General features: G+C 46.8%; 20 protein-coding genes. 18 read left to right on the top strand and 2 right to left on the bottom strand.

The window, feature by feature from the left end; all coding sequences use genetic code 11:
* Positions 1-74: 74 nt before the first annotated feature.
* The 17 genes from DTO96_RS10960 to DTO96_RS10875 all read left to right on the top strand — a co-directional run bounded on the left by DTO96_RS10960 (position 75) and on the right by DTO96_RS10875 (position 16731).
* The gene (locus DTO96_RS10960; RefSeq protein ID WP_114563533.1) at positions 75-617 is read left to right on the top strand and encodes a GbsR/MarR family transcriptional regulator; all 543 of its coding nucleotides are present in this window, start codon (positions 75-77) and stop codon (positions 615-617) included.
* Positions 618-718: 101 nt separating this feature from the next.
* Entirely contained in the window at positions 719-1162 is a 444-nt protein-coding gene (locus DTO96_RS10955; protein ID WP_114563532.1) for a hypothetical protein, read from the top strand.
* A 10-nt stretch (positions 1163-1172) separates the two neighbouring features.
* Complete coding sequence (locus DTO96_RS10950) at positions 1173-1673, top strand: thiol-disulfide oxidoreductase DCC family protein (protein ID WP_157964426.1); 501 nt, start codon at positions 1173-1175, stop codon at positions 1671-1673.
* A gap of 1 nt (position 1674) precedes the next feature.
* Positions 1675-2532 carry an NAD-dependent epimerase/dehydratase family protein gene (locus DTO96_RS10945; RefSeq protein WP_157964425.1) on the top strand — a complete coding sequence of 286 codons (858 nt, stop codon included), beginning with the start codon at positions 1675-1677 and terminating at the stop codon, positions 2530-2532.
* 7 nt (positions 2533-2539) lie between these two features.
* Positions 2540-2923, top strand: coding sequence for a DoxX-like family protein (locus DTO96_RS10940; protein ID WP_114563529.1), 384 nt, complete (start codon positions 2540-2542; stop codon positions 2921-2923).
* Positions 2923-3390 (top strand): DUF2269 family protein, encoded by a 468-nt coding sequence (locus DTO96_RS10935; protein WP_114563528.1) that lies wholly within the window; start codon positions 2923-2925, stop codon positions 3388-3390. Before DTO96_RS10940 ends, DTO96_RS10935 begins: the two co-directional genes overlap by 1 nt.
* A gap of 563 nt (positions 3391-3953) precedes the next feature.
* A complete protein-coding gene (gene phaC, locus DTO96_RS10925; protein WP_114563526.1) occupies positions 3954-5696 on the top strand; it encodes a class I poly(R)-hydroxyalkanoic acid synthase in 1743 nt (580 codons plus the stop codon).
* A 14-nt stretch (positions 5697-5710) separates the two neighbouring features.
* Positions 5711-6058, top strand: coding sequence for a DUF3147 family protein (locus DTO96_RS10920; protein ID WP_114563525.1), 348 nt, complete (start codon positions 5711-5713; stop codon positions 6056-6058).
* A gap of 108 nt (positions 6059-6166) precedes the next feature.
* A complete protein-coding gene (locus tag DTO96_RS10915; protein ID WP_114563524.1) occupies positions 6167-7345 on the top strand; it encodes an acetyl-CoA C-acetyltransferase in 1179 nt (392 codons plus the stop codon).
* Between the two features lies 1 nt (position 7346).
* Complete coding sequence (locus DTO96_RS10910) at positions 7347-7646, top strand: hypothetical protein (RefSeq protein WP_114563523.1); 300 nt, start codon at positions 7347-7349, stop codon at positions 7644-7646.
* A gap of 117 nt (positions 7647-7763) precedes the next feature.
* A complete protein-coding gene (gene phbB / locus DTO96_RS10905; protein WP_114563522.1) occupies positions 7764-8501 on the top strand; it encodes an acetoacetyl-CoA reductase in 738 nt (245 codons plus the stop codon).
* A 521-nt stretch (positions 8502-9022) separates the two neighbouring features.
* Positions 9023-10306: a nucleotide sugar dehydrogenase gene (locus tag DTO96_RS10900; protein ID WP_114563521.1), complete on the top strand. Its 1284-nt coding sequence runs from the start codon at positions 9023-9025 to the stop codon at positions 10304-10306.
* 3 nt (positions 10307-10309) lie between these two features.
* Positions 10310-11542 (top strand): glycosyltransferase family 2 protein, encoded by a 1233-nt coding sequence (locus tag DTO96_RS10895; RefSeq protein WP_114563520.1) that lies wholly within the window; start codon positions 10310-10312, stop codon positions 11540-11542.
* Positions 11543-11710: 168 nt separating this feature from the next.
* Positions 11711-12757 (top strand): hypothetical protein, encoded by a 1047-nt coding sequence (locus DTO96_RS10890; RefSeq protein WP_114563519.1) that lies wholly within the window; start codon positions 11711-11713, stop codon positions 12755-12757.
* Positions 12758-12766: 9 nt separating this feature from the next.
* Positions 12767-13903, top strand: coding sequence for a hypothetical protein (locus DTO96_RS10885; RefSeq protein ID WP_114563518.1), 1137 nt, complete (start codon positions 12767-12769; stop codon positions 13901-13903).
* A 364-nt stretch (positions 13904-14267) separates the two neighbouring features.
* Positions 14268-15287, top strand: a complete 1020-nt coding sequence (locus tag DTO96_RS10880; RefSeq protein WP_114563517.1) for a calcium-binding protein — start codon at positions 14268-14270, stop codon at positions 15285-15287.
* Between the two features lie 325 nt (positions 15288-15612).
* Positions 15613-16731 (top strand): calcium-binding protein, encoded by a 1119-nt coding sequence (locus DTO96_RS10875; RefSeq protein WP_114563516.1) that lies wholly within the window; start codon positions 15613-15615, stop codon positions 16729-16731.
* 262 nt (positions 16732-16993) lie between these two features.
* Here DTO96_RS10875 and DTO96_RS10870 read toward each other — a convergent pair whose 3' ends face one another.
* Positions 16994-17638: a 3-oxoacid CoA-transferase subunit B gene (locus DTO96_RS10870; protein WP_114563515.1), complete on the bottom strand. Its 645-nt coding sequence runs from the start codon at positions 17636-17638 to the stop codon at positions 16994-16996.
* A 33-nt stretch (positions 17639-17671) separates the two neighbouring features.
* On the bottom strand, positions 17672-18370 hold the full coding sequence (locus DTO96_RS10865; RefSeq protein ID WP_114563514.1) for a CoA transferase subunit A: 699 nt from the start codon (positions 18368-18370) through the stop codon (positions 17672-17674).
* A 234-nt stretch (positions 18371-18604) separates the two neighbouring features.
* Between DTO96_RS10865 and DTO96_RS10860 the strand changes: the two genes are divergently transcribed.
* Entirely contained in the window at positions 18605-20254 is a 1650-nt protein-coding gene (locus DTO96_RS10860) for an electron transfer flavoprotein-ubiquinone oxidoreductase (protein ID WP_192878989.1), read from the top strand.
* The last annotated feature ends 11 nt before the right edge of the window (positions 20255-20265 follow it).

Here is a 20265-nt window from a genome sequence, read left to right as displayed (position 1 = left end):
TTTATATTGAAGTTTGCTGTCATTTCTTTTATTTCTGTCTTGACAGAAATAAAAGAAATGAATACACTGAGACCATGAAACTGACACCAATCGCACAACGCTTTATTCTTCATTGGGGTGAAATGGGCTCGAAATGGGGCGTCAATCGCACCGTCGCGCAAATTCACGCTTTGCTGTATTTTTACGGCAAACCGATGCACGCCGAAGAGATCACCGAGACCTTAAACGTGGCGCGCTCAAATGCCAGCAACAGCTTAAAAGAGCTGCAAAGCTGGAATTTGATTCGAGTCGTACACGTCATGGGTGATCGACGCGATCATTTTGAAACATCCACCGATGTGTGGGAATTGATGCGCACGGTTTTGCGTGAGCGTAAAAACCGCGAGTTCAACCCGACGGTGACGGTGCTGCAAGAATGTTTGAACAGTCCTGATTTGAATTTGGAGTCGGCCGATGCGAAAAAACGCATTGAAGACACCTTGAATTTAATGCAAACCTTGGGTGCATGGGGGGATGAAATGTTGAAAATGAACCCTGAGACTTTGATTAAAGTCATGAAGCTGGGGGCGAAAATTCAAAAATTGATTCGTGGTGGTGCAAACGATGGTGTGGGTTGAGTTTTTTCTTTTGGGTTGAAAATAAAAGCGAACTTTTCGCTTTTTTAAAAGGCTCTAGTTTCTGTTTTGACAGAAATTAGAGAAATAAAGCAAGGTTGAATATGAACAACATGGTTAAAAAAACCGCTGTCGTCATGGTGGTGTTTGCCCTTTTAGGCTCACCTTTTGGTGCGCTGCTCTTATGGTTGCCCACACTGCTTTGGGCAGTTTTCAATCAGTCTTCTGATGTCCTGAATATCCTTGGTTCGGCTCCTGCCATTCTATTTGTGGCTTTATTTTCGTATTTTGTTGGACTTATTCCTGCGCTGTTTGCTGGTTTGTTGTTTGCTGTTTGGTATGTCAGGCAAGTTGGTTTGCCATCTCCGTGGAAAATGGTTTTGATTGGTTCTATGTGTGGAGGAGCAGTTGCACTGGTGTTGCAACTAAATGTCTTTGTTATACAGTCGATTGATTGGTTTGCTCAATCATTTATGTGGTTTTTTACGTGTACAGCTGCTGGTGCTTTGTGTGCTTGGACGGTTGATTTGTTCCAAATAAATGATTAAGGGGGCTGAGATGGTAGGTGTGGATTACTTTTTCCCACTGACGATTTTTTACGATGCCCATTGTACATATTGTGTCGCGGAGAAAACGTTCTTGTTGAGTAAGGATCAACAGGTACGGTTGTTATTTGTCGATTGTGCATCGGCTGATTTTTCACCTGAAATGCATGGCTTGAATGGCTTGACGCAAAAAGACCTTTTGGCGGCGATTTATGCGCGCAGTGCGGATGGGCAGGTGTTTTCTGGTTTGGCTGTGTTTCGATGGGCGTATCGTGCTGTGGGTTATGGGCGGGTGTGGGCTTGGACGCAATGGCCGTTGATTAAGCCGTGCATGGATGGGGTGTATCGCCTGTTTGCGCGTTATCGTCATCTATTGCCTCAAGCACCTGCGTTGTGGGTCGTGCGGTGGTTGAAGCGGCGCGATGTTGAACAGGTGGCAGAGGCCGCATTATTGCGCAGTCGTATGTGCCGTGATGGGCAGTGCGAGTGGCGTGCAACAGATCGGGAGAAATAACATGCGAATTTTATTATTGGGTGCATCGGGTTTCATCGGTCGTCACCTTGAGACGGCGTTGGTTGATACTGGTTATGCCGTTGTTCGTGCAAGCCGAAATGCGCAAGGTCAAGGCGATGTTCAAGTGGATTATGTCCATGACACCGCAGCTGCCGTTTGGTTGCCGCGTTTGAAGGGCATTGATGTGGTGGTGAATGCCGTCGGTGTGTTGCGCGATACGGTTAAAACACCGATGCAAGCGATTCATGCGGATGCGCCAAAGGCTTTGTTTGAGGCGTGTGTGCAATCGAATGTCCAGCGTGTGATTCAGATTTCGGCATTGGGCGCGGGTGGGCGTGATGATTTGGCCTACATGCGCACCAAAGGTGAAGCGGATGCGCATTTACTAAGTTTGCCATTGAACGGTTGTATTTTCCGCCCGTCGGTGGTGTATGGGCATGATGGCGAATCGGCGACGACGTTTCGTCGATTGGCGGCGTTGCCTATTTTAGTGGTACCAGGGCGAGGTGAGGCGATGTTGCAACCTGTGCACATTGATGATCTGTGTGCTGCGGTGATGCGAGCGGTGGCGGGTGAGGCGAGTCATGGCATCGTTCATGCGGTTGGACCTCAGGCGATGACTTATCGCGACATGATCGCGTGCTATCGTGCGCAGGGACATTCGCGTGCGGCTTGGGTGGTGCCCATGCCGTGGGTGCTGATGGGTTGTGTGGCAGCGATTGCACAATATGTCCCGAGCAGCCCATTGGAGCCCGATACATTGACGATGTTACGAGCGGGTAGCGTGGCTGATGCCGCGCCTTTTGAGCGACTTGTTGGGCGTGCTTTGCGACATCCAAATACTTTTTTAATGGGGTAATGGTCTTATGAGTACAGCATTTTGGGTGTTACGTGGGGCAATGGCATTGCTTTGGTTGGTCAGTGCTGTTTTACCTGTATTGCCCAGCGGACAAGAGCGAAGCTTGAGTGAGTTGATGCGTTTTGATTTTCAGCCTGAGGTTTTGATGCCCTTGATGTATTTGGCCATGTTGTTGGATGTGCTTTGCGCTTATCTTGCATTGTGTGTGCCTCGTGCATGGGCGTGGTTGCTGCAAATTATACTGGTCTTGGCTTATAGCGTATTGCTCAGCATCGGTCACGCAGAATTGTGGTGCGATCCATTTGGGGTTTTGCTAAAAAACATACCCATCATGGCTGCGATGGGGGTGATGATAGCTCATGACTCGGGCAAATTTAAAGGGGAATGTTAATGAGTGCCTACTTGATCATCAAAACCATCCATATTTTATCCAGCGTGCTGTTGGTGGGTACAGGTTTTGGCAGTGCTTTTTATTTATTTTTTGCCAATCGCAGCAATAACCTCGCTGCGCAAGCGATTGTTGCGCGCTTGGTGGTGCGAGCTGATTGGTGGTTTACCACACCGACTGTCATTGTTCAGCCGATTTCAGGTTTTGTGCTGGCTTATTTGGCTGGCTTTCCCTTGAGCAGCTTTTGGATTTTGGGGGCATTATTGATGTACGTCGTGGCGGGGGTGTGCTGGTTGCCTGTGGTTTGGTTGCAAATTCAAATGGAAAAAATGCTTCAGTACGCAGTGCAAACCGATACACCGCTGCCTAAAAAATATTGGGTTTATGCACAGCGTTGGGAGCTGTTGGGTTACCCCGCTTTTGTGGCGATGTTGGCGGTTTTTTATTTGATGGTGGCCAAGCCGATGTGAAGGCTCGGTTATTCATAAAGATTTAAGCATGGTCGTTCGAAAGAAAAAATTAATGCACCCTTGACACCATGCACAGCGTTAAGCACAATGTGGCATAAATATTTTACCAACAGGAGAGCATCATGGCGACAAAAGGGCAGGCGAGCGGTTCCGCCAAGAAGGTGACAACCCCAACTCAAGCAGCTGATGAACCGGGAGGGCAAACGGTAAAAGCATCCGCTGTTGCACCAAAGAAAGTCGCTTCAGCCAAAGTTGCGCCTGTTGTGAAAAGTATCTCTCCAAAAAAACCTGCAGTGACCAAACCATCAACAGCTAAAGCAGTCACTCCATCCACTGCTGTGGCCAAGCCAGTTGCAGCCAAACCAGTTGCAGCCAAACCAGTCGCAGCCAAACCAGTTGCAGCCAAACCAGTCGCAGCCAAACCAGTCGCAGCCAAACCAGTCGCAGCCAAACCAGCAGCAGCCAAACCAGCAGCAGCCAAGCCAACGGCACGTGTCGAATCACGTGCTCATGTCGCTTCAGAGCAATCGACGACAGCTCAAGCCGCATCGCCTTTGGAGGAGATGCAGTCGATGTTTAAGGAGTTCTCTCAGTCAAACCAATTGATGGGGGTGTGGCAGCAATTTACGGATAAATTAGCCAACATGAGCGGTCTGGGTATGGGTTTGCCTGGAGGGAACCCCTCGCCTAATTTATTTGGCAACATGGGCGGTCAGGCCGCTGATTTCGCCAAAATGGTCAGTCCAGAAGATTTGCAGCGTTTGCAATCGGAATACATGCGTGAAATGGCGACTTTATGGCAAAGCTACATTCAACAGCAAGGTTTTGAGATCACAGACAAACGTTTTTCTTCTGCGGCATGGCGCAGCAATGCGTGGGCCAATTATTTGGCACAAAGTTATTTAATCAATGCGCGCTTGATGTTGGAGATGGCCGAATGCGTGAATGCTGATGCAAAAACCAAGACACGTGTGCGCTTTGCCATCATGCAATGGGTCGATTCTTTAGCACCTTCAAATTTCTTCGTGACCAATCCCGATGCTCAACAAAAGTTGATTGATACCCAAGGCGAAAGCTTGAAAATGGGCATCAATAACTTTTTGACTGATTTACAAAAAGGCCGAATTTCTCAAACCGATGAAACGGCATTTGAAATTGGGGTGAATGTTGCACGCTCGGATGGTGCGGTTATTTTTGAAAACGAGTATTTTCAATTGTTGCAATACACGCCATTGACGGAGCAAGTCAGCGAACGTCCTTTGTTGATCGTTCCGCCATGTATCAATAAATATTACATCATGGATTTACAGCCTGACAACTCACTCGTGCGCCATGCGGTTGAAGCGGGCAATACCGTGTATTTGGTGAGTTGGCGCAATGCAGATGAGTCGATGGCACAGATCACATGGGATGATTATGTTGAAGACGTGGTGATCCGAGCCATTCATGTGGTTCAGGATGCCAGCGGACAAGAACAAATCAATGTGCTGGGATTCTGCGTTGGTGGCACTTTGTTGAGCACCGCATTGGCGGTATTGAAAGCCCGTGGCGAGTCCTGTGTGGCCAGCTTGACTTTACTCACCGCTTTATTGGATTTTTCTGATAACGGCGTGCTCGATGCGTATGTGGACGAGCAGCAAGTCGCCATGCGTGAGCAAAGCATGGCCAAGGGTGGGGTTGTGCAAGGTAAAGAATTGGCCAATGCTTTCGCAACCTTGCGTCCAAATGACTTGGTGTGGAATTACGTGGTCAGCAACTACCTCAAAGGTGAGCAACCGACGGCTTTTGATCTGCTGTATTGGAATTCAGACTCAACCAATTTACCTGGCCCCATGTTCTGCTGGTATTTACGCAACACCTACCTCGAAAACCGTTTGGTCAATAAAGGCGATGTGATTTGCTGTGGTGAAAAAATTGATTTATCGAGCATCGATGTGCCAACATATATTTTGTCTTGCCGTGAAGATCACATCGTGCCGTGGACCGCAGCGTTTCGTTCACAACAAGCATTGTCAGGTAACAAACGGTTTGTTTTGGCGGCCTCAGGGCACATTGCAGGTGTCATCAATTCAGCGAAAAAGAACAAACGCAATTTTTGGATCAACCCAACAGCCGATTTAGCAGGCAGTTCAGAGACTTGGTTGGAGTCGGCTGAGGAACGCCCAGGCAGTTGGTGGAATGATTGGACTGCGTGGTTGAAGGCGAATGCAGGGGCTGATGTGAAGGCACCCAATAAACTCGGTACAAGCAAGTACAAGCCGATTGAAGTTGCACCTGGTCGATACGTTAAAGCACGAGCAGCTTAAAGCTAAGCGCATAAATGTACCTAATTTTTAAATATTTACTCACAGCGGGCATTGTTGTGTTGGTTTCAGAGATAGCCCGCCGCAGCGATCGCTTGGGGGCTTTGGTTGCCTCATTGCCTCTGGTTACGATTTTGACTTTGATTTGGTTGCATGTGGAACGTCAGCCATTGATTAAGTTGAGCAACCACATGGCTTATACTTTTTGGTATGTGTTGCCAACCTTACCCATGTTTTTATTGTTCCCGTGGTTGTTGGAGCGGTTTGGTTTTTGGATGGCGCTCGTGTTGTGGATCATGGGCACGGCGGTTGTTTTTCTACTGTATGCGTTGCTCATGAAGTATTTTGGAATTGAATTGTTGTAGAAACACAGGCGGTATTAACAGTTGCGCTGTGTCATTCATCGGGCGACTGGCAGAATTTATTTTATATAATAAAAAAGTAATGTTACTTTTAAACTCAAGGAGATAGTAATGACTAATGTTGTCATCGTGGCTGCAGTACGGACTGCTGTGGGTAAATTTGGTGGTTCTTTGGCAAAAGTGTCTGCGCCTGAATTGGGTGCAACTGTGATCAAAGCCTTGCTCGAAAAAACGGGTGTCTCCGGTGATGCGATCAGTGAAGTGATTTTAGGTCAAGTGCTGACGGCAGGCAGTGGTCAAAATCCTGCGCGCCAATCGGTCATCAAAGCGGGTTTACCTAATCATGTGGCCGCCATGACCATCAACAAAGTGTGTGGCTCAGGTTTGAAAGCAGTGATGTTGGCAGCTCAAGCCGTTGCTTGCGGTGATGCTGAAATCGTGATTGCGGGTGGTCAAGAAAACATGAGTGCGTCTCCTCATGTTTTACCCAATTCACGCGATGGTTTCCGCATGGGCAACACCCAATTGGTCGATACCATGATCAACGATGGCCTGTGGGATGCGTATAACAACTACCACATGGGCATCACGGCTGAAAATGTCGCTAAAGAATTCAACATCAGTCGTGATGCGCAAGATGCTTTTGCCTTGGCTTCACAGCAAAAAGCCATTGCTGCGATTGATGCAGGTAAATTCAAGGACGAAATCGCACCCGTGGTCATTCCGCAACGCAAAGGTGATCCTGTTGTGTTTGACACCGATGAGTTCCCAAATCGTAAATCAAGTGCCGAAGGTTTGGCCGGTTTGCGCCCTGCATTTGACAAGGCTGGCTCTGTGACCGCTGGCAATGCTTCAGGCATCAATGACGGCGCAGCGGCGGTGATGGTCATGAGTGCTGAAAAGGCAGCTGAATTGGGCTTGACCCCTTTGGCGACCATTAAAGCTTTTGCCAGCACAGGCATTGACCCCACCATCATGGGCATGGGTCCTGTCAGTGCATCACGTCGTGCTTTAGAAAAAGCAGGTTGGTCTGCTGCTGATTTGGACTTGATGGAAATCAATGAAGCGTTTGCTGCACAAGCATGTGCGGTGAATCAAGAAATGGGTTGGGATACCTCTAAAATCAATGTCAATGGTGGGGCGATTGCTTTGGGTCACCCCATTGGTGCATCGGGTTGCCGTGTGCTCGTGAGTTTGTTGCACGAAATGGTGAAACGCGATGCGAAAAAAGGTTTGACCTCATTGTGCATCGGTGGTGGCATGGGTGTGGCATTGGCAGTAGAGCGATAACATGGGTGTAGAGTTAAGCACTAATGATTTGAATGATTCAAATTTGGACAAGGCCAAAGCCGTATTGAAAAGCATGATCGCATCGTGCAACATGTCGGCCTATGATTCAGATCAGATCGTGACGGTGTCGATTGAACGCATCATCATGCAAAAATTCATCACTTCTTATCTTTGGGATGAGGTGAATGAAGACTTAACCGATGCTGCGTTCGATGCACTGAAAGATGAAGGTTTACTGCAACTTAATGTGTTTTCAGAGTATGCATTGACCCGTGTTGGCATTAACGCATTAATCAAGTAAAGCCATGGGGGCAAGAAATTGTCTCCAAGTGGTTTAACTTAACGAAGGTTTTTTACCCAGACGAAGCGGTTCAGTCCGCTCATCGTTAAATAATTTATAACATAACAGGAGATCAATATGACTCAAAAAGTAGCTTACGTTACAGGCGGTATGGGTGGCATTGGAACGGCAATTTGCCAACGTTTGCACAAAGATGGTTTTAAAGTCATCGCGGGCTGTGGCCCAACGCGCGATGCGCAAAAATGGTTGGATGAGCAAGCTGCGCTTGGTTACACATTTTATGCATCTGCGGGCAATGTGGGTGATTGGGAGTCGACTGTTGAAGCCTTTGATAAAGTCAAAGCAGAGCATGGCACCATCAGCGTGCTTGTGAACAATGCAGGCATCACACGCGATGGCCAATTTCGAAAAATGGATTTCAAAGCATGGGATGAAGTGATTAAAACCAATTTGTACTCGATGTTCAATGTCACGAAACAAGTGATTGATGGCATGGTTGAGCAAGGCTTTGGTCGTGTCATTAATATTTCATCGGTGAATGGTCAAAAAGGTCAGTTTGGTCAAACCAACTACTCGACTGCAAAAGCAGGTTTGCATGGTTTCACGATGGCTTTGGCGCAAGAAGTAGCCGCCAAAGGTGTGACGGTGAATACTGTATCACCAGGCTATGTGGCGACTGAAATGGTCACGGCCATTCGTGAGGATGTCTTGGAAAAAATCATTGCGACTGTACCCGTCAAACGTTTGGGTCTGCCTTCTGAAATCGCTTCAATGATTGCTTGGTTGGCATCCGATGAGGGTGGTTACAGCACAGGTGCAGATTTCTCTGTGAATGGCGGTTTACACATGGGGTGATCTCTCCATCTGTTGTTAAAAAAACCCATCGTTTCGATGGGTTTTTTTTGTGCTTAAAGAAGCAGTTGTTAAAAAATGGCTTTTCTTTATGTTTCGATGTGTGTCAGAAGATCTATTTTTTATTTATCTATTTTAATCTTAAGTTTAATTTTAAATTTATTAATTTAAATTTTTTGACTTAATGCTTTTTGTGAATTTCAAATGTTTAAAATGAGTCAATTGTCGTTAAAATGCTTTAATTCAATGAATTTTATTTAAAATGATGGTGGATATATAGGTCGTTTTAATGTGTTTTTGATTTAGAATTTACTGCTTTCAATTAAAAACCATCATCTGGATTTACAGTTCAATGTTTATACCTTACAATATATACTGCTGATGAGCGATTGTCAGTGTTGGATGTGTTAAACATGTTGTCTTAAATCTAAAAAATAAATAATTAGGAAATTAAGTGGTCATTGTCGCGGTTGCTGCTGTGCTGGGCAATCTTGCTTTGGTTGTTGTTTTCTAGGGAGGTTGTGATGGAAGTTAAAATTGGTGTGGTGGGTTTGGGTTATGTTGGGTTGCCGTTGGCTGTACATTTGGCGGAGCACTTTGATGTTACGGGCTTTGATATCAATTCAAATCGCGTGAAAAGTTTACAAAATGGGATTGATTTTACCAATGAGGTGGGCAGTGCAGCGCTTGCCAGCAGTGATTTGAAAATCACGCACCTGCTCAGTGAGATTGCTTCTTGTAATTTCTACATTGTGACGGTTCCAACCCCAACCGATCACGCAAATGTACCTGATTTGGGGCCTGTGATTAAGGCGTCGGAATCGGTGGCATCGGTTTTAAAAAAAGGTGACATCGTGGTGTATGAGTCGACGGTTTATCCTGGCGTGACAGAGGAAACGTGTGTGCCCATTCTAGAGGCATTTTCTACGGGCTTAAAGCATTTGGTTGACTTCAATGTGGGGTATTCACCCGAGCGCATCAATCCAGGTGATCGGGTCAATACCTTGGCAACGGTGATGAAAATTGTTTCAGGCGATACCGCTGAGTCGCTTGACATCATTGCCGATGTGTATGCAAAAATTGTCGATGCAGGCATCTATCGTGCCCCGACAATCAAGGTGGCTGAGGCGGCCAAGGTGATTGAAAACACCCAGCGGGATGTGAACATTGCCTTGATGAATGAATTATCAGAATTGTTCAATCGCATTGGCATTGACACCCATGAGGTGCTGAAGGCTGCGGGTTCAAAATACAATTTCTTGAAGTTTTCTCCTGGTTTGGTGGGTGGGCATTGCATCGGTGTGGATCCCTATTACCTGTCGCATAAGGCAGAAATTCATGGCTATAAGTCAAACTTGATTTTGATGTCACGTCAAATCAACAACAGCATGCCGCGTTTTATTGCCCAACAAACAATACACAGCATGGTCAGTAGCAATTTACTGAATTCAGATTCACGCGTGTTGGTATTGGGGGTGACGTTCAAAGAAAATGTGCCTGATGTGCGCAATTCCAAAGTGTTTGATTTGATCAAATTGCTTGAAGAGTATCAAATCAACGTGGATTTGGCTGATCCATACGCCGATGAGGAAGAGACAGCGCTTGAATACAATGTGAAGTTATCCAAGCACCTTGAGAATGGCACGTACGATTGTGTGATTTTGGCTGTGGCGCACGATGAGTACGTGTTGGGTTCATGGGCGATGACGTCGGGCTATCTCAAGCCTGGCAAAGGCTTGGTCATGGACATCAAAGCGTTTTTGCCTCCTGAGCAAAAACCCGCACACATCAACCTATGGCGCCCATAAATCATGATCATCGAAAAACTCATTTTTATTTTTGCCCTGATGGTGGCGTGCTACGCCGTATTCATGTACACATCGGGTTTTATTATTAATTTATATTTCAAGCGTTTTGATGTCAAACGCGATTACACGTACCAACCCAAAGTCAGTGTGATTTTGTCGTGTTTTAACGAGAGTGAAGTGGTCTACCGCACCATCAAAAGCATGCGTGAGTCGAATTATCCTGTTGAAAAATTGGAAATTTTGGCTTTTGATGATTGTTCAAAAGACGACAGTTTTGAATGGATTCAAAAGGCCGCACATGATTTTCCAAATGTGGTTGCCCGCTTGAATGCGAAAAATCAAGGTAAAGCGCATACCGTGCTGGATGCCGTGGACATTTCGACGGGCGACATCATCGTTGGCGTGGATTCAGACTGTATTTTTGATCCGAATGCGATTCGTGAGCTCATGGCGTGCTTTACTGAGGAAAAAATCGCTGCGGTGGGTGGTCGTGTGGGCGTGTCGAATGCGGATGAAACATGGTTGACCCGTTGTCAGGCAGTGTTTTACGCGATGTCTTTTTTGATCATCAAGTCATCTGAAAACGTCTTTCGTAAAATTCAATGTTTGAGCGGCCCTTTGGTGGCCATTCGAAGAGAATGTTTTGATGAGGTGCGTGACCAGATTGAGAAGCGTTCTTTCTTGGGTGTGAAAGTGACCAATGGTGAGGACCGCGCCTTGACTCAAATGTTGTTGCGTCAAGGTTATGACACCTATGTCAATTGCGATTCGATGTGCTGGACGACGGTGCCCACACATTTTTCCCAATATGCCAAGCAACAGCTGCGCTGGCGGCGTTCTGCGGTTGGCCAATGGCTGGATGCCTTGGTGAAGCTGCCGATCATGTTGCGCAACAATTCGGTGTTGTCGGCCATTTTTAGCTTGATGCCCATCACGGTGATGTTGAGCTGGAATTTGTTGATCATCACTTCGTGGATGTCAGGTAATTTGATGGAAGTCATGGGCAAAATGATTTTTTTGCACATGTTCCTCGCACCCGTCATTGCGATTGGTTTCAACTACTTTACCAGCCGACATTTGACCACGGATGCCATTAAAGGCACTGCAAAACTGACGCTCAGTTTGATGCTGTCCAGTTTGTGGTTTCCTTTCAGTGGGCTGTTTATCACATTGTTTGCCTCATCCACATTGGATGATGGTGGCTGGGTGACGCGAGCCAATGGGGCACAAACTTAGACAAGCTTAGATAAATGCGGAAAAAGTACCATTCCTTTTTCCGTGTTTCATCAGCCTCAAATTTATTCTCTTTTTCCATTTTAAAACATCAACAGTCATGGCGAACCATGGCTGTTGATGTCAGTGCGGTCTTTGTGACCACCGCCTGATCATGTTTTCGGAACCCATATGAAATTACAAAATATTTATTTGCACCTCTATCGCATCATTGGCTTTATCTTTTTGGCTGGTTTGGTTTGCGCCATATTATGGTACGCCTTGTCGGTGTTGTTCTTCAGCAGCAACTCGAATTGGTCGATCCCTCTGGTGTTGTCGCCGACCCAAGACAAAGTGATTGGCCATTTGTCTCAAGTGTCCTCTTTTGAGCAAAACTTAAGCAAGCAAAAAATTGAGTTGATGACCAATGCGGAAGAGCTCAAAAGCAAACAAGCCCTCTTGGAAAGCACGATAGGTTTGAATGAACGCTTATCACAGAGTATGAATGCTCAAGCGCAGCGCTATGCACATGCGGGCAAAGACATGGCCGCAGTGGTGAATGAAAAACAACATGCCTTTTTGAGCAATAAAGGCAATCTCGATGCGGCTCAGGCCAGCTTGAAAAGCATCGACCGAGAGCTTCGATTGGGGTTAATCACCAAGCAACAAGCGGCCAGTCAACGTTTGTCTTTGTATGCACTCAGTTCAACGATGATCAATGACAAAGCGCAAATTCAGCAGTTGAAAAGTCAAACAGGTGAAATGGCAAGTGCCGCCAACACCTTAAGTGGCGGTGACAGCAATTTGGCTGCGATTGTATCGGTCAGTCAAGGGGCCGAGTTGAACATCAAGCTTGTTCAATTGAAAAATGACATTTTGAAGTTGAAGGCAAGCAATGCGGATTTGGAAAAGAACATCGCCAGCAGTGATAAGACGTTGGAAGGCCTAAAGGACAGTCCATACCTTTTGGCGATCCGTCACCCAACCAATGTGATTTTTGTGCCCTATGAAAACATGGGGGGTGTGCATGAAGGGGCACCGATTTACACCTGTTACTTAAAAATGATTTTCTGCGCCCAATCGGGTCAAATCACCAGGGTCTATGAGGCGGAAGAGTATGCGCGCCACCCGATGTTTAAAACCGATCTCAAGGGGCGGTTTGTGGGGGTCAATTTTGAGGAAGAAAAAGATGCTCAAAAGGACATCGCTTTCATCGATCACCGCCCATTGTTGTTTTAAGGAGCAGGCATGAAAAAGAAATCATTTGGCCTGACCTTTGGAGTGGTATTGGCATTGGTGGGGGTGTTTCATGCACCTCATGCATGGGCGCAAGGGGCTGATGCGGCCGATGAGGCGGTTGATGCACAAGCGTATTGCACATACATCATGCAAAAAGCCAAGGCTCAAATCATCACCTTGCGTTCACCCGATTTGAACATTCGAGTGGACAACAACAGCACTGAAAATAAAAAAAGCCAGACCAAAATGGTGGTCAGTTTATCAAAAGATTTGGTTGATTTAAATAAAAGCCGTTATGTGCGTCGTCTGGCGGACAACGAATGCGAGGTGTATCGCTTGAGTCTACAAATGCAAAACGTTGTCCAGTATGCACTTGCAGGCCTCGACGAGCAAGCATTGACGTACAAGTTGGGCTTGTTTGATCAAGCGAGCAATCAGATGCAGCCGATCATGGATAAGCTGAAACAACAGGTGCGGACTCAGAATGCAACAGTGATCGATTTGTACAATGCACAAACCTTGGTGCGAAAAGTGGAAACGATGGCGCAGCAAACCAAGCGTGAGTTGGCCGCAGTGCGTCGAACCAGTCAGTGGCGCAAAGGGGTTTCCCTCAATGACCTGTTAAAGAACATGTGGCAAGCAGAAGCGGGGCGTCAAGCCAATTTAACTCAGTTGGAAAAGCAAGGCAATTGGGGGTTGGAAGTGCAAGCGGGGCTTAAAAAAACCCTCAGCAACACAAACAATACCAGTAATAACAGTGACAGCAATCAAGTGGATCCTTATTTCTCAGTCAATGCACGTTATAACCTCGGTGCTGTGGTCAGCAATCGATTGCTGGATGCATCGCGCGACAGTTATATGAAATGGAAGGGCAATCAGGTCAATGGCATGCCAAAGGAGCTGGCCAATATGATTGCAAGTGCGGTTAAGTTGAGAAATGCAGAAAAAGAACGGCTTGCACAACTGTCTGGTTATTTGGGCAGTGATGGCACATTGGTTCAATTGATGGGCGATTTGGACAGTCCAGAGGCCTTAAATTTTAAAACGGTGCTCAAGGGTAATCAATTGTTGAATGCCATTGAGCAAGCCTATGCCCAACGGCGGGTCGACTTGTTGACACAATTTCTCAAAGAGGCTGGCTTGTGAATTTATATATTTAAAAATAGATTGTCAAATATGTTGTTTTTTATTTTTTAATAAACACTATCTCAATAGTGAATAATAGGTTTGTTCTTTTTACAGAAAATAATTTTATTGTAAATAAATCAAATAGTTATTAAGTGAATTGAAATTTATTTCTTAGGTTTAATCTCAATTTGAGCCAAAATTCAATGATTTTCCATATGATTAAAATATTTGTTGAAAATCTATAAAAAACAATTATTTTGTATATTTTGGAGTATATTATATGTGTGGGTGTTGTTGATTCTTTTGACTGACTTCACAAGCCCACTGTGAATCGATTGACAATTTTTTGTGATGTTTTAAATTTAACTGGGAGGTTAATATCATGGCAACAATTATTGATGGTACATCTGGCAACGACACATTGATGGCTGGTTCTGGTGACACACAGCTGATTGGTCGCGCAGGGAGTGACAGCATCACAGGTGGTGCGGGTGACGACACGGTGAACGGCAATCAAGGGGCGGATGCCATTAAAGGTGGTGCAGGTGACGATGTCCTAAAAGGGGATGCTGGCGCCGATGTCATTAGCGGCGGTGCAGGCGACGATTACTTGATGGGTGGTAATGGGGCCGATTCATTGAATGGTGGAGCGGGCGATGATACTTTGTCTGGCGCCAAAGGCGATGACACGCTTGTCGGTCTTTCTGGCGATGATGTACTCCGCGGCGGTGCTGGCAATGATGTGATGAATGGCAATGCTGGTAATGACACCATGGCGGGTGGTACGGGCGATGATTTCATCAAAGGTGATTTGGGGGATGACAGCTTGGATGGTGGTTTGGGCAATGACACTTTGCAAGGGGGCGCTGGCAGTGACTTCCTGAATGGTGGGGCTGGTGATGATGTCTTGAGTGGCGGCGATGGCGCTGACGTGCTGTACGGCGGCACAGGGGATGATGTTGTTTCTGGCGGTAATGGTGCCGATGTGATTTATGGTGGTGCAGGCAACGATTGGCTGGATGGTGGGGCTGGTGACGACACTTACAAATTCTTGGGTTCTTTTGGTAGCGATACGGTCAAAGGCACATCTTTCAGTGACGTTGATGCGAGTGTGTTCAGTGTCAGTGCCAGTCAGTTGTGGTTCAGCCATGCGGCTGGGAGCACCAGTTTGGTGGTTGGTGTGATCGGCACGAGCAATCAAGTGACGTATACCCGTTGGTATGAAAATACCTTGTTTCAAGGTGATTTCATGGATGTCAATGGCAAATCGTTAGACAACAGCAAAGTGGAGTCTTTGGTGTCGGCAATGGCTGCATTTACGCCGCCTGCCGCAGGCCAAACCAGCTTGCCCACTGCCTATAACACGGCTTTGAGTCCAGTGATTGCAGCCAACTGGATGTAAATGGGTATAAAAATTGAGAACTGCGCGGCGGTCAATGCTGCTTGGTGGCAACAGCACAAGTTATTGTGGTGTTGCTTTTTTGCTTGTTAAGGAAATGTGGGAAAGACCTTTATTGGAATGACACTTCGCATCTCTTTTGTGATTTGTGATTTAAGTTGAATTTTTGATGAGGAAAACCCTCAGGAAAATTAAATAAAATCATGCGATTCAGGTGAATGTTTGCGAGGTTCTCTGCTTGTTTTTATGTTGCAGAAGCATTTCAGGCGGGCTCATTTTGCATTTCCTTAACTTTAATTTTAATTTGACTTTAATCAAAGGGATAATCATGGCTATAACAGACTCAACAAATGAGCTGACATTGGGTGCTGAAGACTCACTGGAAAACATCATCAATTACAGCATCTTGACTGCAACAGCTGCCAGTGTTATCGATGGCACGGCTGCTGCCGATATTTTGACTGCCTTGGCCGAGGGCAGTCAACTGATTGGTCGAGCGGGCGACGACATCCTTGTGGGGAAAGCAGGCAACGACACCATGAATGGCAACCAAGGTGCCGATACACTGATCGGCGCGGCAGGTGATGATGTGCTGAAAGGCGACGATGGCAATGACATTTTAATGGGTGGAGACGGGGCAAACTATTTGATGGGCGGTAATGGCACCGATTTTCTCATCGGTGGTTCGGGCAATGAAACCCTATCGGGTGGTGCAGACAACGATGTGATGTATGGTTTTGCTGGTAATGATTTGCTCAAAGGCGGTTCAGGCGACGATCAGATCAATGGCAATGCGGGTGATGACACATTGACGGGCGGTGACGGTGATGACCTTCTCAAAGGGGATGCGGGCAATGACCGTATAGACGGTGGTTTGGGTAACGACACCTTACAAGGCGGCCTTGGCGATGACTACCTGAATGGTGGCTACGGCAACGATGTGTTGAGTGGTGGCGATGGTGCCGACGTGCTGTTCGGCGGCATTGGCAACGACACGGTCTCTGGTGGCATTGGTGATGACTCGCTTACGGGTGGAGCTGGCAACGACTGGTTGGATGCTGGTGATGGCAACGACACTTATAATTTCTTGGGTTCATTTGGCAATGACACGGTCAAGGGCACATCGTATGCAGACAATGACGTCAGCGTGTTCAGTGTGAAATCAAGTCAATTGTGGTTCAGCCATGCATCGGGCAGCACCGATTTGGTTGTGGGTGTGATCGGCACCAGCAACCAAGTGACTTACACCCGTTGGTATGAAAATGCAGCATTCCAAAGTGATTTTAAGGATGTCAATGGCAATACCTTAGACAACAGCAATGTCGAGGCTTTGGTATCGGCCATGTCGGCATTTTCACCGCCTGCATCGGGTCAAACCAGTTTGCCAACGGCATACAGCACCACATTGTCACCTGTGATTGCAGCAAGCTGGAGCAGTGCGGGTTAATCGATTGATTGACCGAATGCCATGCGTATTATTTATGTGTTCTTTTGAAGCCCATCGATGATGGGTTTTTTTCTGACTAAATAAAGCCAAAATATAAAACAATCCATCCATCCGTTTATATCCAGTGAAACCGCTGTAAACAGATGTATAAAATGATGTGACTGAGTTAATTTAGATTGATTTAAATGATTTTTAACTATTTCCAATTACTAAAAAAGCCATCGATGATCGATGGCTTTTTTGATGAACAACGGCGATGACATTATGCCAACAAGGTGACGCCTGTTTTACTTTGTAACTCTTCAAAAGTCACGTCAGGCGCAAGTTCAATCACTTTCATTCCCGCGTCAGTGACATCCAACACACCCAAGTCGGTGATGATGCGGTCCACCACGCCCACGCCCGTCAAGGGCAATGTGCACGTCGGTAAAATTTTGAAGTCCTCGCCAGAACCATCTTTGCGTTTGGCCGTGTGTTCCATGAGGATAATGACACGCTTCACCCCAGCGACCAAATCCATCGCACCGCCCATGCCTTTGACCATTTTGCCTGGAATCATCCAGTTGGCCAGGTCTCCTTTTTCGGACACTTGCATCGCACCCAAAATTGATAAATTCACATGGCCGCCACGGATCATGGCGAATGAATCGCTGGATGAAAAGACCGATGAGCCAGGTAAAGTGGTGATGGTTTGTTTGCCCGCATTGATCAAATCGGCATCGACTTCTGCTTCAGTTGGAAATGGGCCAATGCCAAGCAAGCCATTTTCGGATTGCAGCCAGACTTCTTTGTCTTCATCGACAAAATTTGCAACCAAGGTCGGCAAGCCAATGCCGAGGTTGACATAAAAACCATCTTCAAGCTCTTGTGCCGCACGTGCGGCCATTTGTTGTTTGTTCCAAGCCATGGGTGACTCCAATAAATCGGGTGTTGATGAAAGTTAGGCGCTTAATGTGCGTTGTTCGATTCGTTTTTCAGGCGTTGCATTGAGCACAATGCGCTGCACAAAAATCCCCGGCGTGTGCACGGCATCGGGATCGAACGTGCCATTTTCAACAATTTCCTCAACCTCAACCACGGTGATTCGACCTGCTGTGGCCACCATCGGATTGAAATTGCGTGCTGTACGACGGAAAATTAAGTTGCCTGATTTGTCCGCTTTCCATGCTTTGACCAGCGCGATGTCTGCGGTGAGCGCTTGCTCCATGATGTATTGTTCGCCATTGAATTCACGCACTTCTTTACCTTCTGCAACCAAAGTGCCCACACCCGTTTTGGTGAAAAATGCAGGAATGCCTGCACCGCCAGCACGTAATTTCTCTGCCAAGGTCCCTTGTGGTGTGAATTCGAGCTCCAGTTCATCCGCCAAGTATTGGCGTTCAAATTCTTTATTTTCGCCCACATACGATGAAATCATTTTCTTGATTTGGCGGGTTTCGAGCAGCAAGCCCAAGCCAAAACCATCCACACCTGCATTGTTGGAAATGCATGTCAAATTTTTTACGCCCGTGTCGCGCAGTGCGGCAATTAGCGCTTCTGGAATCCCGCACAGGCCGAAACCACCGACAGCAAGGGTTTGCCCATCTTGTACGATGTCCGCCAATGCGGCTTGGGCACTTGAAAACACTTTATTGGCCATTCAAATCTCCTTAATTGTTGCGCTGCATAAAAAATTGATAATGGCATATTAACTTAAAAAGTGGCATGGATAAACATTTTTAAACAAAGCTTTGGCTGGCAGCTCAATGAAGGTGTTGCATCCATTCAACAAGTGTATATTTAAATAAAAGAACGATCGTTCTTTTTTGTTTGCGTATGATGCCATATATGGTAATATCCTACAACTTTACTAAATTATTCTTTCGGAGCACACATGGACACCACAATCGAACGCGACATCATGGAATATGACGTTCTCATCGTCGGCGGCGGCCCTGCTGGGTTGGCGAGCGCGATTCACCTGAAACAGCTGAATGCAGATTTGAACGTGTGTCTGATTGATAAAGGTTCTGAAATCGGCGCACACGTTTTGTCGGGTGCGGTGATGGATCCGATTGCCATGAATGAATTGTTTCCGAACTGGAAAGAGCTGGGTGCACCGCTGAATGTTGAAGTGACCGAAGATCAATTTTTGTTTTTAAGTGAAACGGGCGCAAAATCGACCCCCAGTTGGCTGCTGCCTGATTGCTTTCAAAATCACGGCAACTACATTGTCAGTCTCGCCAATGTCGCCCGTTGGATGGGTGAGCAAGCGGATGCGTTGGGTGTGGAAATTTACCCTGGATTTTCAGCCGCTGAGATTTTGTACGACGACAATGGCGCGGTTAAAGGCGTGGTCACGGGCGATATGGGCATTGGCAAAGACGGTGAGCCGACCGATCAGTATCAACCAGGGATGGAATTGCATGCCAAATACACGGTGTTTGCTGAAGGCGCGCGTGGGCATTTGGGTAAACGATTGATGCAAAAGTTTGATTTGAACAAAGGCCGTGATCCGCAGGCGTATGGCATTGGCATTAAAGAAATTTGGCAGGTGCCTGCTGAGCAACATAAACAGGGTTTGGTGGTGCACACGGCGGGCTGGCCGTTGGACAGCGACACTTACGGCGGTTCATTCTTATATCATTTGGACAACAATCAAATCGCCTTGGGTTTGGTGGTGGGCTTGGATTATCAAAATCCATATTTGTCACCGTTTGAAGAATTTCAACGCTACAAAACCCATCCTGAAATCGCCAAATTCCTCAAAGGCGGCAAACGCCTGAGTTATGGCGCACGTGCGATCACGGCAGGTGGCGTCTTGTCGTTGCCGCAACTGTACTTTAAAGGTGGCGTATTGGTGGGCTGTGAAGCGGGCTTTTTGAATGCCTCACGCATCAAAGGTTCACACGCCGCGATTAAGACGGGCATGATGGCGGCGCAAGCGATTGCCGATGCCATTAAAAATGGGCGAGAGCGCGATGAGCTGCCTGAATACGAAGCGGCATTTGATGCATCATGGTTGAAAGAAGAATTGTGGAAAGCGCGTAATTTTAAACAATGGTTCAAAAAAGGCCGTACCGCTGCGATTGTGATGACCGGCATCGAGCAAAAACTCCTGGGCGGCAAGTTTCCGTGGACGATACACCGCACCAAAGCCGACCATGAATGCCTGTTGCCTGCCGCGCAATGCACACCAATCAATTATCCAAAACCAGACAATGTCTTGACCTTTGATCGTTTGTCATCGGTGTTCGTGTCCAACACAAACCATGAGGAAAACCAACCTGCGCATTTGACTTTAAAAGACGCATCCGTTCCTGTGAATGTGAATTTGGCGATGTACGCGGGGCCTGAGTCACGTTATTGCCCAGCAGGCGTGTACGAGTTTGTCGATGATGCCAACAACGCAGGCCAGCAACGCTTGCAAATCAATGCGCAGAACTGCGTGCATTGCAAAACGTGTGATATCAAGGACCCGACACAAAACATCGTGTGGGTCACACCCGAAGGTTCGGGTGGGCCGAATTACACCAATATGTGATGGTGTTTCAG

This window comes from Ephemeroptericola cinctiostellae (genome assembly GCF_003339525.1).
GTDB classification, from domain to species: Bacteria; Pseudomonadota; Gammaproteobacteria; order Burkholderiales; family Burkholderiaceae; genus Hydromonas; species Hydromonas cinctiostellae.
The sequence above is the reverse complement of the archived record's forward strand: the minus strand, read 5'-3'. Positions and strand labels throughout refer to the sequence as shown.